A 14,217-nucleotide genomic window follows, 5' to 3' on the forward strand; every position below is an offset into this window, starting at 1 on the left:
CGCTCCGGCCGTGCCTAGAGCGGCATGACCGACAGGTGGACCCGAACGGGCTGCGACCGGTCGACCTGGCGCGCGGCCTCGAGCGCCCAGAAACGCTGGAGCCGGCGCGGGCCGCTGGCGGTGAAGATCGCGACGCCATCATCGCCGATCGCGGCGCGCTCGGTCCCGGCGCGAACGGTGCCCGCGGCAAGGTTGGTGAAGCTCGCGCTGACGCGGTAGACGCCGGGCATGTTGCAGGTCTCGGCGACGAGGCCGATCGCGCCATCCTCACCGACGTCCCCGGCGGGCGCGTCGATCTTGCAGAAGGACCTGACCTCTGCGCCGAGCGAGAGGTCGGCCTCGGTCGGCTCGGCCGATGCCGCGGTGGCGAAGAAGGCCGCGCCGGCCAGCGCCATCATGTATCCGATTGAACGCAACGCGACCTCCTGACGATCCCAAGGCGTCCGGGCATAAGGGCGCAACCTCTCGATTTGGTTAAGCAGGGGCGAGGAGTGGACCTTGTTGCGCGGCGCGCCGGGCGGTAGCGCGTCGGCGATGCCCGCCACTCCCGCCTGGCCGCCCCGCGCACTTCCCCGGCTGTTCGTCGAGCAGCCGCTGGCCGACGGCGCGGCGGTGCTGCTCGAGGGCAAGCCCGCGCATTACCTCGCCAATGTCCTCCGCCTGGGCGAGGGCGCGGAGGTGCTGCTGTTCGATGGGGCGAGCGGCGAGTGGCGCGCGGCGATCCGCGGGGCGACGAAGAAGCGGCTGGTTCTCGAGGTGGTCGAGCGCACGCGCGAGGCCGAGGTGCTGCCGCCGCTCACGCTCGCCTTCGCGCCGGTCAAGCGCGCGCCGCTCGAATGGCTGGTCGAGAAAGCGACCGAGCTCGGCGTCGCGCGGCTGCAGCCGGTGGTGACGCAGCGCACCGTGGTCGAGCGGATGAACCCGGCGCGGCTCGCGCTGATCGCGGTCGAGGCGGCCGAGCAATGCGGGCGGACCCGGTTGCCCGAGATCGCGGAGTCGATGCCGCTCGCGAAACTGCTCAGCGACCCGCCCGCGCCGATCCTGTTCGCCGACGAGACCGGCGGGAGGCCCTTGGGCGAAGCGGTGACACCCGGCGCGGCGGCCTGCATCCTGATCGGGCCCGAGGGCGGGTTCACGCCCGACGAGCGCGACGCGATCCTCGCGGCCGGCGCGAGCGGGATCGGGCTGGGACCTCGGATCCTGCGCGCCGAAACTGCCGCTTTGGCAGCCGTAAGCCTGTATATGGCGAGCGCCGGCGATTGGCGCTAACGCGGCGACCATGACCACGCGCACCGACCTGTCCGACAGTCCCCTCATCGAAGGGCGCGACGATCTCCTGTCGGTCTTTTCCGGCGGTGAGAAGCCGCCCGAACGCTGGCGCATCGGGACCGAGCACGAGAAGTTCGTCTATCGCACCGCCGACCACCGCGCGCCCTCCTGGGACGAGCCCGGCGGGATCCGCGACCTCCTGATGGGGCTGACCGACTATGGCTGGGTCCCGGTCGAGGAAGGCGGCAAGGTCATCGCGCTGACCGGACGCGACGGGACGATCAGCCTCGAGCCCGCGGGCCAGCTCGAATTGTCGGGCGCGCCGCTCGTCAACCTGCACGAGACCTGCGCCGAGGCCGGGCGGCATCTCGAGCAGGTGAAGGCGGTCGGCGACAAGCTGGGGCTCGGCTTCCTCGGGCTCGGCATGTGGCCCGACAAGAGCCGCGCCGAGCTGCCGATCATGCCCAAGGGCCGCTACGCGATCATGCTCCGGCACATGCCGCGGGTGGGCAGCCTCGGGCTCGACATGATGCTCCGGACCTGTACCATTCAGGTCAATCTCGACTATAGTTCCGAAGCCGACATGGTGAAGAAGTTCCGGGTCGGGCTGGCGCTGCAACCGGTCGCGACCGCGCTCTTCGCCAATTCGCCGCTGACCGAGGGCAAGCCCAACGGCTTCAAGAGTTTCCGCAGCCACATCTGGACCGACACCGATCCGCACCGCACCGGCATGATCCCGTTCGTGTTCGACGAGGGGTTCGGCTACGAGCGCTACTGCGACTACGCGCTCGACGTGCCGATGTATTTCGTGATGCGCGACGGCAAGTATATCGATTGCGCAGGCGAGAGCTTCCGCGCCTTCCTCGAGGGCAGGCTCCCGCAGCTGCCGGGCGAGAAGCCGACCGTCGCCGACTGGACCGACCATCTGTCGACCGCCTTCCCCGAGGTGCGGCTGAAGAGCTTTCTCGAAATGCGCGGTGCCGACGGCGGACGCTGGGGCCGCATCTGCGCGCTGCCGGCGCTGTGGGTGGGCCTCCTCTACGACGCCGGCGCGCTCGACGCGGCCTGGGACCTCGTCAAGCACTGGAACATCGCGGAGCGCGAGCAGCTTCGCTCGGACGTGCCGGCGATGGCGCTCGAGGCGCCGGTGCCCGGCGGCGGCACGATGCGCGAGCTCGCGGCCAAGGTCGTCGACATCGCCTCGGCCGGCCTCTCCGCCCGAGCGCAGCTCGACGCCGGTGGCACCAACGAGGTGGGTTTCCTCGATCCGTTGCGTGACGTCGTGGCGAGCGGGATCACCCCGGCCGACCGCCTGCTCGCCTGGTACAATGGCGATTGGGCGGGCGACGTTTCGAAGGTCTACGACGAGCTGAGTTTCTGACGATGGATGAGCGCCGCACCCTTTATCCGCCGATCGAACCCTATCGCACCGGCATGCTCGACGTCGGCGACGGGCACCGGCTCTACTGGGAATTGTGCGGCAATCCGCAAGGCAAGCCGGTCGTCTTCCTTCACGGCGGTCCGGGGGGCGGGGCGAGCCCGTCGCACCGGCGGCAGTTCGATCCGGCGCGCTACCACGTCCTCGTCTTCGACCAGCGCGGCTGCGGGCGCTCGACGCCCTTTGCGAGCCTCGAGGCGAACACGACGTGGCATCTCGTCGAGGATATCGAGAAGCTGCGGACGCAGGTGATGGGCTGCGAGCGCTGGCAGGTGTTTGGTGGCAGCTGGGGCTCGACGCTCTCCCTCGCCTACGCCCAGGCCTATCCGGAGCGGGTGACCGAGCTGGTCCTTCGCGGCATCTTCCTGTTCGACCAATGTGAGGTCGACTGGCTCTACGAGGAAGGCGGCGCGTCGCAGGTCTATCCCGACGGGTGGGACGACTTCGCCGCGCCGATCCCCGAGGACGAGCGCGGGGACATGATGGCGGCCTATCATCGCCGGCTGACCAGCGAGGACGAGACGGTCCAGCTCGAAGCGGCCAAGGCGTGGAGCAAGTGGGAGGGCGTGACCGTCACCCTGCTCCCCGATCCGTCGGTGATCGAGGAGTTCACCGAGCCCGCCAAGGCGATCGCGGTGGCGAGGATCGAGAACCATTATATGCGTGCGGGCGGCTGGCTCGAGGAAGGGCAGCTGCTGCGCGGGGTCGAGAAGATCCGGCACATCCCGGGCGTCATCGTCCAGGGGCGGCATGACAGCTGCACCCCGCCCAAAGCGGCATGGGAGCTGCACAAGGCGTGGCCCGAGGCGAGGCTGCACATCATCGCCGACGGCGGGCACCTCTACAGCGAGCCGGGCGTGCTCGACCAGCTGATCCGCGCGACCGACGGGTTCGCCGACCGCTAGAAGTCGGGAAGGGCCTGCTTGGCCTGGCCCCAGCCCCGCAAGGCTTTCGAACCGGCCCGGTCGAGCAATTCGCCAGCGTCGCGGATCGACCAGGCGTTCGCGGCCTTGAGGTCCGGCAGTTCGTCCCAGGCGACCGGCACCGCAACGGGCGCGCCTTCGCGGGCGCGGGCGCTGTAGGGCAGGACGGCCGTGCTCCCCCGCTGGTTGCGGAGCCAGTCGAGGAAGATCCGGCCGGTGCGCTGGTTCTTGCGGATGTTGGCGGTGAAGGTCTCGGGCTCGGCCTCGGCGATGGCGCGGCTGAAGCGTTCGGCGAAGCTCTTCACCGTCGGCCAGTCGCGGCTCTGGTCCAAGGGCGCGATGACGTGGATGCCCTTGCCGCCCGACAGCAGCGGGAAGGTCTCGAGCCCGAGGTCGGCCAGGAGGTCGCGCAGGCGCAGCGCGGCGGCCTTCACCTTGTCGAAGCCGAGCCCCTCGTCGGGATCGAGGTCGAACACCAGCCGGTCGGGCATCTCGAGCGGATCGATCCGGCTGCCCCAGCCGTGGAACTCGATGGTGTTCATCTGCACGCATTCGAGCGCGCCGATGGCTTCGTCGACGTAGAGATAGTCCTCGGTCTTACCGTCGCCTTCCTTGACGGGGACATGCAGCACGTGCGCGCCCATCGCGCCGCTGTCATGTTTCTGGAAGAAACACTTCTTCGCGCGGCCCGAGGGGCAGCGGATGAGGGTCATCGGGCGGTCGCGAAGGTCGACCATGAGGAGCTCGGCGATCGCGGCATAATAATTGGCGAGGTCGCCCTTGGTGAGCCCGTCCTCGGGGAAGATGACGCGGTCGGCGGAGGTCAGGCGAAGGTCGAAGTCGGCGGCGGTGCGGAGGGTTTTCGCCTTCTTCGCGGCTTTGGCCTTGGGCCTGGGTTCGTCGGCGACCGGCGTTTCGAGGACGACGTCCTTGGCCTTCTTGTCCTCGCGCAGCCCGAGAAAGCTCGGGTGGCGGAGCACGCCGTCGGCGGTGAATTCGGTGTAGGCGATCTCGGCCACAAGGCTCGGCTCGATCCAGGTCGAGCTGCGGCGGGCGGCGCGGGGCACGTCGAGCGCGGGTTCGTCGCGCGCAATGCTTACCATCCGCCCCGACAGGTCTTCGATGGTCGCGGTGTCGAAGCCGGTGCCGACCTTGCCGACGTAGCGCAGCGTGCCGGCGTCATTGACGGCAAGGTGGAGGGAGCGGAAGCCGCGGCGCTTGTCGCTCGCCTGCCAGCCGACGATCACGAACTCCTGCCGCGCGATGCACTTGATCTTGAGCCAGTCGCGCGTGCGCTTGCCCGCATAAGCGGCGTCGGCGCGCTTGGAGATGATCCCCTCGCCGCCCTCCTTGCAGATCGCCTCGAACAGTTGCTCGCCCTTGCCGACGACATGGTCGCCGAACATCAGCGGCGGGCCGGCGGTCTTGAGCAAAGCGGCGAGCCGCTCCTTGCGCTCGAGCAGCGGCAGCTTGCGGATATCCTCGCCGCGATCGATCAGCAGGTCGAAGGCGTAGTAGGCGATGGTCGGCCCGGCCTTGCCGTGACCGCGCTTCACCGTCGCCTGCATCAGCTGGAAGTCGGGCTTGCCCTTCTCGTTCAGCGCCACCGCCTCGCCGTCGATCAGGCAGCCGGGGGGAAGCGCAGCGGCCGCCTCGACCAGCGGCGCAAACTGCTCGCTCCAGTCCTTGCCATTGCGGGTGAAGGCCAGCGCCCCGCCGCCGCCGACGCTCAGGAGCAGGCGATAGCCGTCATATTTATATTCGTGGACCCAGCCGCTCCCGGTCGGGACATGGTCGGCGAGCGTGGCGAGCTGGGGCGCTTCGAACGCCGGTGGCATCTCGACCTTGCGGGTGGTCCGGCCACCCTTCTTTCCGGTCTTGTTCGATTCCCAGACATCCTCTCCGGCGGCGATCTCGGCCATGCTCCGGCCGGTGTCCACGCTGGTCAGGCAGGCTTCGACCAGTGCGTCGCCCTCGTCCGGCCTGGCCTCCGCGTCGGTGACCTTCTTGAGCATCCACGCCTCGCCCTTCTCGCCGGGCTTGGGCTTCATCCGGAACATCACCCACTCGCCCTTCATCCGCTCGCCTTCGAGGGTGAAGTGGAGGTGGCCTTCCTCGAGCGTCTTCCTCGGGTCCTTGTCGGGATGCGGGATCCAGCGGCCGCGGTCCCACAGCATGACCGTGCCGCCGCCATATTCGCCTTCCGGGATGATGCCCTCGAAGCTGCCATAGTCGAGCGGATGGTCCTCGGTCCGCATCGCGAGGCGATTGGTCCTGGGATCGAGCGAGGGCCCGCGCGGGACCGCCCAGCTTTTCAGCACGCCGTCGAGTTCGAGGCGGAAATCGTAGTGAAGACGGGTCGCGTCATGTTTCTGGACGACGAAGCTGTCGCCCTTGCCCTTGCGCTTGCGGCCCCTGGGCTCGCCGGTCTTCGCGAAGTCACGCTTGGCGTTGTAGGTCTCGATGCCGAGGCCGGTCGGGCGAGGGGCACGCGCCATCGGGCCCTACCTCTTTCCTCCAGCGGTCTTCTTCGCCGGCGCGGATTTCTTCGTCGCGGCGGGTTTCTTCGCGGCAGGCTTCGCGGCGCTTTCCCCGCCGTCGCCGAGGCTCTTCTTGAGGGCCGCCATCAGGTCGATGACGTTGCTCTTCGCGGGTTTGTCGGAGTCCTTGTCCTGGATGACGAGACCCCCGCCCTTCTTCTTGCGCTTCTCCTCGATCAGGCCCTTCAACGCATCGACGTAGCGATTGTGGAATTCGCCCGCGTCGAACTTGCCGCTCTTCTTGTCGATCAAGGTGGTGGCGAGTTCGAGGAGGTCGGCGTCGGGCTCGGCGTCCTCGATGTCGCGGAAATAGCTCGACGCCTTGTTGAGTTCGTCGGCGTAGCGGAGCGTTTCCATCAGCATGCCGCGCCCGCACGGCTTGATCGCGACGACATATTCCTGCCCGCGCATGGCGAGTTGGCCGACCCCGACCTTGCGCGCCCGGCGCAGCGCCTCGCGCAGGACGATGAATGCTTCCTCGGCGAGGTCGTCGGCGGGCACGACGAAATAGGGCTTTTCGTAATACAGCGGGTCGATGTCGTCGACGTCGACGAAATGCGCGAGTTCGAGCGTCTTGCGGCTCTCGAGCTTCACGCTCTCGATCTCCTCGGGTTCGAGAAGGACATACTCGCCCTTCGAAATCTCGAAGCCCTTGACGATGTCGTCGGTGCTGACCGGGCCGACGCCCGGCACGACCTTCTCATATTTGATCCTTTTGCCCGAAGGCTCGTGGATCTGGTGGAAGGCGATTCCCGCGCCCGACTTGGACGCCGGGTAGATTTCGACCGGGATCGAGACGAGGGCGAGGCGGATCTGTCCGCGCCAGCTGGGACGAGCGGCCATGGTGCAAGCTCCACGAGAAAATCGTTACGCAAGGGAATCGCTTGGGGAGGCGCGACGGTTCCGATAGATTGGCGGGCATGGCCAATCCGATCCTCACCACCGCCATCATCAACGCGGCGAACGCGGGCCAGGCGAGCAGCAGCGGCGTGCTGGCCGACCTGAAGAAGAAGGGGGCGGTCAACGCCAAGACCGCCGCCGCGCCCGACCTCAGCCTCAAGGGCGCGGACAAGGTGGTGCGGGCACTGGCCGACAAGGGCCTGCTGCGGAGCGCAGGCGAGGGCCGCTACTGGATCGACCAGGACGCCGTCGCGGCGGCCAATTCGCGTGCCACCTACATGGCGCTGATCGTAGTCGCCTTCCTGCTCAGCGCCGGGGCGAGTCTCGTCGCGATCCTCAGCCGGCTGAGCTGAGCCTCAGGCGTTGCCGTCGCCGTCGAGCGCATAGCCCGCGCTGCGGACAGTGCGGATGAGATCAGGCTCGCCGAGCGCGAGGCGCAGGCGGCGGATGTGGACGTCGACGGTCCTGAGCTCGATCTCCTCGCTGTGCGGCCAGACGGTCTCGAGCAATTGCTGGCGCGAGAAGACCCGGCCGGGATGCTCGAGGAAGTGGCGCAGGAGGCGGTATTCGGTGGGCCCGAGCGACAGCGTCTTGCCGTCGCGCTTCACCCGGTGCGCGCCGATGTCCATCTCGAGCCCGGCATAGTCGAGCGTCTGGGCGGCGAGCGCGGGACGGACCCGGCGGAGCACGGCGGCGGCGCGGGCGACCAGCTCCTTCGGGCTGAACGGCTTGGTGATATAGTCGTCGGCCCCGGTCTCGAGCCCGCGGATCCGGTCGTCCTCCTCGCCGCGCGCGGTGAGCATGAGGATCGGGAGGTTCGAGGTGGCCGGGCGGCGGCGGAGGCGGCGGCAGACCTCGATCCCGCTGATCCCCTCGATCATCCAGTCGAGGACCATGAGGTCGGGGCGCACTTCCTCGGCGAGGATCAGCGCTTCCTCGCCGTCACCGGTGCGGGTGACGGCATAGCCCTCGCGCTCGAAGTGGAAGGTGATGAGCTCGGCGAGCGAGCGATCGTCCTCGACGAGGAGAAGGCGCCCTTGCGCGGCCATCAGAGACCGATCCCTTCCGAGCCCTTGACCCGGTCGGCCATGGTCTGGCCGGTCGCCGCATAATAGACCATCTCGGCGATGTTGGTGGCGTGATCGCCGACCCGCTCGAGGTTCTTGGCGACGAACAGGAGGTGCGCCGACTGCCCGATGTTGTGCGGGTTCTCCATCATGTGGGTGAGGAGCGTGCGGAAGACGCTGTCGTAGAAATCGTCCACCGCCTTGTCGCGGGCGCAGACCCGGAGCGCGGCCTCGGCGTCGCGCTGGACGAACGCGTTCAGCACGTCATGGACCATGCCGGTCGCGATCCGCGCCATCTCGGGGAGCAGCGACAAGGGTTCGATCTTGGCGGCATTCTCGAGCACCGCGACGCGCTTGGCGATGTTCTTGGCATAGTCGCCGATCCGCTCGACCACGCCCGAGATCTTGAGCGCGGCGACCACGTCGCGCAGGTCCCCGGCCATCGGCGCCCGGAGCGCGATGAGCTGGATCACGCGGCGCTCGGTCTCGGTCTCGAGTTCGTCGATCCGCTTGTCGGCGGCGATGACCTCGCGGGCGCCGTCGAGGTCGCGCTCCGAAAGGCAGCGCATTGCCTCGATGATCGCATGCTCGGCGCGTCCGCCCATCTCGGTGATGAGCGCGCGCAGCCGGTCGAGATCCTCGTCGAACGCCTTGAGCGTGTGTCCGTTGGTAGCCACGTGGTCAGTCCCCCTCAGCCGTAGCGGCCGGTGATGTAATCTTGGGTGCGCTGCTCGCGCGGATTGGTGAAGATGTCGCTCGTCTTGCCGTATTCGATCAGCTCGCCGAGGTGGAAGAAGGCGGTCCGCTGGCTGACGCGCGCGGCCTGCTGCATGTTGTGGGTGACGATGGCGATCGCATAGCGGCCGCGAAGCTCGTGGATCAGCTCCTCGATCTTGGCGGTGGCGATGGGATCAAGCGCCGAGCAGGGCTCGTCCATCAGGATGACCTCGGGATCGACCGCGATGGCGCGCGCGATGCACAGGCGCTGCTGCTGGCCGCCCGACAGCGCGGTGCCGCTCTCGGCGAGGCGGTCCTTGACCTCCTCCCACAGGCCGGCACGGCGAAGGCTCTTCTCGACGATGGCCTCGAGCTCGTCCTTGCCCTGGGCCAGACCGTGGATGCGCGGACCGTAGGCGACGTTCTCGAAGATCGACTTGGGGAACGGGTTGGGCTTCTGGAACACCATGCCGACGCGGGCGCGGAGCTGGACGACGTCCATCTCGGGCGCGGTGATGTCCTCGCCGTCGAGGAGGATCGTGCCGGTCACCCGCGCGCCCGCGATCGTGTCGTTCATCCGGTTGAGGCAGCGCAGGAAGGTCGACTTGCCGCAGCCCGACGGGCCGATGAAGGCGGTGACCTTGTCGTCGTGGACCTCGATCGAGACGCCCTTGAGCGCCTCCTTCTGGCCGTAGAATACGCGCACGTCGGTGGCCCGCATCTTGGGCTCGGGGCCGCCGACCTGATCGGGCTGGCGCGCGGGCGCATCCCCCGAGGCGAGGGCGTCGGGCTCGGTGCCGGTAACGGCCCCGTCGCGCGCCGCCTCGGCGGCCACCGCGACCGAGGGGAAGGGCACCGTCGAATTGGTGAGGATCGGCTGTTTTTCGTCGGTCATGGGTGCGGCCTTACCAGCGGCGCTCGAAGCGATTGCGAAGATAGATGGCGAGGCCATTCATGAGGAGCATGAACAGCATCAGCACGATGATGGCGGCGCTGGTCTTCTCGACGAAGGCGCGGTCGACCTCGTCCGACCAGAGGAAGATCTGGACCGGAAGAACCGTGGCGGGATCGGTGAAGCCTTGCGGGGGCGAGGCGATGAAGGCGCGCATCCCGATCATCAGCAGCGGCGCGGTCTCGCCCAGCGCGCGGGCCATGCCGATGATCGTGCCGGTGAGGATGCCGGGGAGCGCCAGCGGCAGGACGTGGTGGAAGACCACCTGCATCTTGGACGCGCCGACGCCCAATGCCGCGTCGCGGATCGAGGGCGGCACCGCCTTGATCGCGTTGCGCCCGGCGATGACGATCACGGGCATGGTCATGAGCGCGAGCGTCAGTCCGCCGACCAGCGCGGCCGAGCGCGGCAGGTGCATGAAGTTGAGGAACACCGCGAGGCCGAGGAGGCCGAAGATGATCGACGGGACCGCGGCGAGGTTGTTGATCGACACCTCGATGAAGTCGTTCCACCGGTTCCGGCGGGCGAACTCCTCGAGGTAGATGGCGGCGAGCACGCCGACCGGAAAGGCGAGCGCCATCGTCACGACGATGGTCAGGAACGAGCCCTTGAGCGCCCCCCACACGCCCGCCGCGGCCGGGTCGGTCGCGTCGCTGGCGGACAGGAAGCCGGCGCTGAACCCGCCGATCCCGCGCACCGTCATGGTGACCAGCAGGAAGACGAGGAACGCGAGGCTGATGCCGATGGCGAGGAGCCCAAGCGCCTTGAAGCGGCGCTCGGCGGCATAACGGCGGGCGACGCGCTTGTTCATCGCCTCGCTCGACCAGCGACGGGTGGCGCTATTCATAAGCTTCCCGATACTTGCGCACGACCCGGAGCGCGATGAGGTTGAGGAGCAGGGTGACGAGGAACAGCACCAGGCCGAGCGCGAAGGCGGCGAGGGTCTTGGGGCTGTCGAATTCCTGGTCGCCGGTGAGCAGCTGCACGATCTGGGTGGTGACCGTGGTGACGCTGCCGAAAGGGTTGGCGGTGAGATTGGCGGCAAGCCCCGCGGCCATGACCACGATCATCGTCTCGCCGATCGCGCGGCTGACCGCGAGGAGCACGCCGCCGACGACGCCCGGGAGCGCGGCCGGGAGGATGACCTTGCGGATGGTCTCGGAGCGGGTGGCGCCCATGGCGAGGCTGCCGTCGCGCATCGACTGGGGCACGGCGGCGATGCTGTCGTCGGCCATCGAGCTGACGAAGGGGATGATCATCACGCCCATGACGAGGCCGGCGGCGAGCGCGCTCTCGCTCGACGCACTCTCGATCCCGATCGCGAGGCCGAGGTCGCGGACCAGCGGCGCGACGGTCAGCGCGGCGAAATAGCCATAGACCACGGTCGGCACGCCCGCGAGGATCTCGAGCAGCGGCTTCAGGACCTTGCGGACCTTCTCATGCGCATATTGCGTGAGGTAGATGGCGCTCATCAGCCCGAGCGGAATGGCGACGATCATGGCGATGATCGCGCCGATGAAGATCGTGCCCCAGAACAGCGGGATCGAGCCGAACGCGCCCGACGAGCCCGCCTGGTCGGCGCGGATCGCGACCTGCGGCGACCAGCTGGTTCCGAACAGGAAGTCGCCCGCGGGCACCATCGAGAAGAAGCGCAAGGTCTCGAACAGAAGCGAGAGCACGATCCCGAAGGTCGTCAGGATGGCGATCAGCGAGGCGGCGACGAGGAGGCCCATCAACCAGCGCTCGACCCCGGTGCGGGCACGCAGGTCGACGCTGACCCGCGACAGGGCCCAGCCCCCGCCGGCCAGCGCGAGCAGCAGGGCGAACCCGCCGCCGATCAGTCCGTATTTGCCGAGCGCCGACTGGTAGACCGGCACCAGCGCATTGGCGGCGGGATTGAAGGCAAGGTCGCTCGCGCCGGTCGCGACCGCGCGGGCTTCCTGGAGGATGCTGTCGCGGGCGAGGTCGAAGTCGGGGAGGGTCTGGCCGGCCGGGCTGGCGATCACCGACTGCTCGACGAGCCGGCTCTGGATCGGGGTCCAGACGGCGAGAAAGATGAGCGCGGGGACAATCGCCCATAGGAAGGCGTAGCTGCCGTGATAGCCCGGCAGGCTGTTGAGCCGCCGCCGGCCCGGCCCGGCCGTCCGCAGCGCGGCCGCGCGTCCCCGTGCCACCACGAAGACCGCGCCCGCGACGCAGAGAACCAGGAGAAGGCCGACGAGCAGGCTCACGTGATGAGGCTTACTTGAGGTTCTTGGCGTCGAGCGGCGTCATCTCGGTCGCCGCCTTGGTCGCGCCCTGCGCATCCGCGCCGGTGAACGGCACCAGCCCGCGCTTCTCGAGCAGACCGCCGGTCGCCCATTCCTTGGCATATTGCGCGAGGAAGGCCTTGATCGACGGCTTCACCGCCGCATGCTCGCCCTTGACGTAGATGTAGAGCTTGCGGGCGCCCGGATAGGACAGGTTCTGGATGGTCGCCTCGGTCGGCGCGACGCCGTCGATCTCGACCGGGCGGATCTTGTCGGCATTCTCGGCGAGGAAGCTATAGCCCAGCACGCCGATGGTGCCCGGATCGCTCTCGACCTTCTGGACGAGAAGATTGTCGTTCTCGCCCGCCTCGACGAACACGCCGTCCTCGCGAACCTTGGTGCACAGGTCCTTGTGCTTGGCCTCGTCGCTCTTCTTGAGCGCCTTCATCGCGGGGTCGCTCTCGCAGCCCTTGGTGAGCATCAGCTCGGCGAAGCTGTCGCGGGTGCCGCTGGTCGGCGGCGGGCCGAGGACGCGGATCTTGATCGCGGGAAGCGCCGGATTGACGTCCTTCCAGGTCTGCGCCTTGTTCGGGCCCTTGCCATAAGGGTTGGCGGCGACCGCGGCGTAGATGTCGGCGAGGCTGACCTTGAGCGGCTCGGCCTTGTTCGATTCGATCAGAGTCAGGCCGTCGATCCCGATCGGCACTTCGATGATCTGCTTGGCGCCGGCCGCGACGCAATTGTCATATTCGCTCTTCTTCATCGGCCGCGACGCGTTGACCATGTCCGGGAACTTGGAGCCGACGCCCTCGCAGAAGAGCTTGATGCCCGCGCCGGTGCCGGTCGATTCGACGATCACGCTGGTGCCCGGATTCGCCTTCTGGAACGCCTCGGCGACCGCGGTGGTGAACGGATAGACCGTCGACGAACCGACGATCTTGATCTGCTGGGCGGCATTGTTGCCACCACCGCCGCAAGCGGTGAGCGCGGCGGCAAGCGGAAGCGCGAGCCAGATCCTGGCCATGGTCGAATCCCTTTTCATCATGTCGGGCATTACGCCCCCCGCGCCGCCCTTAGCGCCGCGTGCGCGGCTGCCATGTGACGCGGGAATGACAGAACCGTGACAGTGGCCGGCTCGTCAGAGCGCGGGCAGCCTCACCGCGACCTCGGTACCCTCGCCCGGCGTGCTCCGGATATCGAGCAGGCCGCGGTGACGCTCGACGATCTGGGCGACGATGGCGAGGCCTAGCCCGGTTCCGCCGCCGTCGCGGCTGCGCGCCGAATCGACCCGGTAGAAACGCTCGGTGAGGCGGGGGAGATGCTCGGCGGCGATGCCCTCTCCATGGTCGCGGACACTGAGGCGGAGCCATTGCCCTGCCTGTCCGACGCGCACCGCGATCGGCGGGGTGTCGGGCCGGCAACCGTAGCGGATGGCGTTGGCGACGAGGTTGTCGGCGAGCTGGCGAAGCTGTCCATGGTCGCCGCGCACGAGCGCGCTGGCGGTCTCGACGGTGACACTGATCGCGCAGCCGCGCTCCTCGGCGAGATGCGCCGCCGCGGTGACGCTCTCGCGAACGAGGGCAGCCAGGTCGACCTGCTGGCGCGGCTCGCTGAAGCGATCGGCCTCGATCCGCGACAGGCTCATCAGGTCGCGGATGATGTGCATCATGCGGCCGGCCTGGTCGTGGATCTGCTGGCCGAAGCGGCGGCGCAGGGGCTCGGGCAGTTCGCCTTCCTCGGCGAGCGTTTCGGAAAAGCCGAGCACGGCGGCGAGCGGGGTGCGCAGCTCGTGGCTCGCATTCGCGACGAAATCGACCTGCGCCTTTTCCGCCGCGCGCCGGGCCGAGCGGTCGATCAGCCGGACCAGCAGGAGCTCGCCCGACAGCGGCGTCAGCGCGACTTCCCAGATCCGGTCGACCCCGCCGATCCCGCGCACCTCGAAGGCGCCTGCCCGGCGCGCGCGGATCGCGTCGAGGGCCTGGGGCTGGCGGATGGCGAAGCGGACGTCCTGGTCGACGAGGTCGCGGCCGAGGAGTGCCTCGGCCGCCGCATTGGCCGCCCGGGTCCGCTGGCCAGCGACGAGCAGCGCCGGCTCTTCCAGCGCGTCGAGAATGGCGAGGACCAGCGGCGTTTCGGACATGGCCGCGACAGCGCTAGGGGCT

At 68.5% G+C, this 14,217-nt stretch carries 14 protein-coding genes; 4 read left to right on the forward strand and 10 right to left on the reverse strand.

Going from position 1 to position 14,217, the window contains the following annotated elements; genetic code table 11:
* Positions 1 to 14 precede the first annotated feature (14 nt).
* On the reverse strand, positions 15 to 416 hold the full coding sequence (locus tag ABD693_RS06650; protein WP_344696238.1) for a hypothetical protein: 402 nt from the start codon (positions 414 to 416) through the stop codon (positions 15 to 17).
* Between the two features lie 118 nt (positions 417 to 534).
* On the opposite strand from ABD693_RS06650, the gene ABD693_RS06655 reads away from it, so the two are divergent.
* The 3 genes from ABD693_RS06655 to pip are packed head-to-tail and all read left to right on the forward strand — an operon-like array spanning position 535 to position 3,612.
* Positions 535 to 1,269: a 16S rRNA (uracil(1498)-N(3))-methyltransferase gene (locus ABD693_RS06655; protein WP_344696239.1), complete on the forward strand. Its 735-nt coding sequence runs from the start codon at positions 535 to 537 to the stop codon at positions 1,267 to 1,269.
* Positions 1,270 to 1,279: 10 nt separating this feature from the next.
* Positions 1,280 to 2,650 carry a glutamate--cysteine ligase gene (locus ABD693_RS06660; RefSeq protein ID WP_344696240.1) on the forward strand — a complete coding sequence of 457 codons (1,371 nt, stop codon included), beginning with the start codon at positions 1,280 to 1,282 and terminating at the stop codon, positions 2,648 to 2,650.
* Between the two features lie 2 nt (positions 2,651 to 2,652).
* Entirely contained in the window at positions 2,653 to 3,612 is a 960-nt protein-coding gene (gene pip / locus ABD693_RS06665) for a prolyl aminopeptidase (RefSeq protein WP_344696241.1), read from the forward strand.
* Here pip and ligD read toward each other — a convergent pair.
* Together ligD and ku are read right to left on the reverse strand one after the other, a co-directional pair.
* Positions 3,609 to 6,128: a DNA ligase D gene (ligD, locus tag ABD693_RS06670; RefSeq protein ID WP_344696242.1), complete on the reverse strand. Its 2,520-nt coding sequence runs from the start codon at positions 6,126 to 6,128 to the stop codon at positions 3,609 to 3,611. The genes pip and ligD overlap by 4 nt on opposite strands.
* A 6-nt stretch (positions 6,129 to 6,134) precedes the next feature.
* Positions 6,135 to 7,013, reverse strand: a complete 879-nt coding sequence (gene ku / locus ABD693_RS06675; protein WP_344696243.1) for a non-homologous end joining protein Ku — start codon at positions 7,011 to 7,013, stop codon at positions 6,135 to 6,137.
* Positions 7,014 to 7,090: 77 nt separating this feature from the next.
* On the opposite strand from ku, the gene ABD693_RS06680 reads away from it, so the two are divergent.
* Positions 7,091 to 7,423 carry a hypothetical protein gene (locus ABD693_RS06680; protein WP_344696244.1) on the forward strand — a complete coding sequence of 111 codons (333 nt, stop codon included), beginning with the start codon at positions 7,091 to 7,093 and terminating at the stop codon, positions 7,421 to 7,423.
* 3 nt (positions 7,424 to 7,426) lie between these two features.
* Here ABD693_RS06680 and phoB read toward each other — a convergent pair whose 3' ends face one another.
* The 7 genes from phoB to ABD693_RS06715 form a co-directional block, all read right to left on the reverse strand.
* The gene (phoB, locus tag ABD693_RS06685; RefSeq protein WP_344696245.1) at positions 7,427 to 8,119 is read right to left on the reverse strand and encodes a phosphate regulon transcriptional regulator PhoB; all 693 of its coding nucleotides are present in this window, start codon (positions 8,117 to 8,119) and stop codon (positions 7,427 to 7,429) included.
* Positions 8,119 to 8,814: a phosphate signaling complex protein PhoU gene (gene phoU / locus ABD693_RS06690; RefSeq protein ID WP_344696246.1), complete on the reverse strand. Its 696-nt coding sequence runs from the start codon at positions 8,812 to 8,814 to the stop codon at positions 8,119 to 8,121. Before phoU ends, phoB begins: the two co-directional genes overlap by 1 nt.
* A 14-nt stretch (positions 8,815 to 8,828) precedes the next feature.
* The gene (gene pstB / locus ABD693_RS06695; RefSeq protein WP_344697586.1) at positions 8,829 to 9,575 is read right to left on the reverse strand and encodes a phosphate ABC transporter ATP-binding protein PstB; all 747 of its coding nucleotides are present in this window, start codon (positions 9,573 to 9,575) and stop codon (positions 8,829 to 8,831) included.
* A 184-nt stretch (positions 9,576 to 9,759) separates the two neighbouring features.
* Positions 9,760 to 10,653, reverse strand: coding sequence for a phosphate ABC transporter permease PstA (pstA, locus tag ABD693_RS06700; protein WP_344696247.1), 894 nt, complete (start codon positions 10,651 to 10,653; stop codon positions 9,760 to 9,762).
* Complete coding sequence (gene pstC / locus ABD693_RS06705) at positions 10,646 to 12,037, reverse strand: phosphate ABC transporter permease subunit PstC (RefSeq protein ID WP_344696248.1); 1,392 nt, start codon at positions 12,035 to 12,037, stop codon at positions 10,646 to 10,648. Before pstC ends, pstA begins: the two co-directional genes overlap by 8 nt.
* Positions 12,038 to 12,047: 10 nt before the next feature.
* Positions 12,048 to 13,079, reverse strand: coding sequence for a substrate-binding domain-containing protein (locus tag ABD693_RS06710; RefSeq protein ID WP_344696249.1), 1,032 nt, complete (start codon positions 13,077 to 13,079; stop codon positions 12,048 to 12,050).
* A 114-nt stretch (positions 13,080 to 13,193) separates the two neighbouring features.
* Positions 13,194 to 14,195, reverse strand: a complete 1,002-nt coding sequence (locus ABD693_RS06715; protein WP_344696250.1) for a sensor histidine kinase — start codon at positions 14,193 to 14,195, stop codon at positions 13,194 to 13,196.
* Positions 14,196 to 14,217 lie beyond the last annotated feature (22 nt).

This window comes from Sphingomonas rosea, assembly GCF_039538065.1.
Classification (GTDB): Bacteria; Pseudomonadota; Alphaproteobacteria; order Sphingomonadales; family Sphingomonadaceae; genus Sphingomicrobium; species Sphingomicrobium rosea.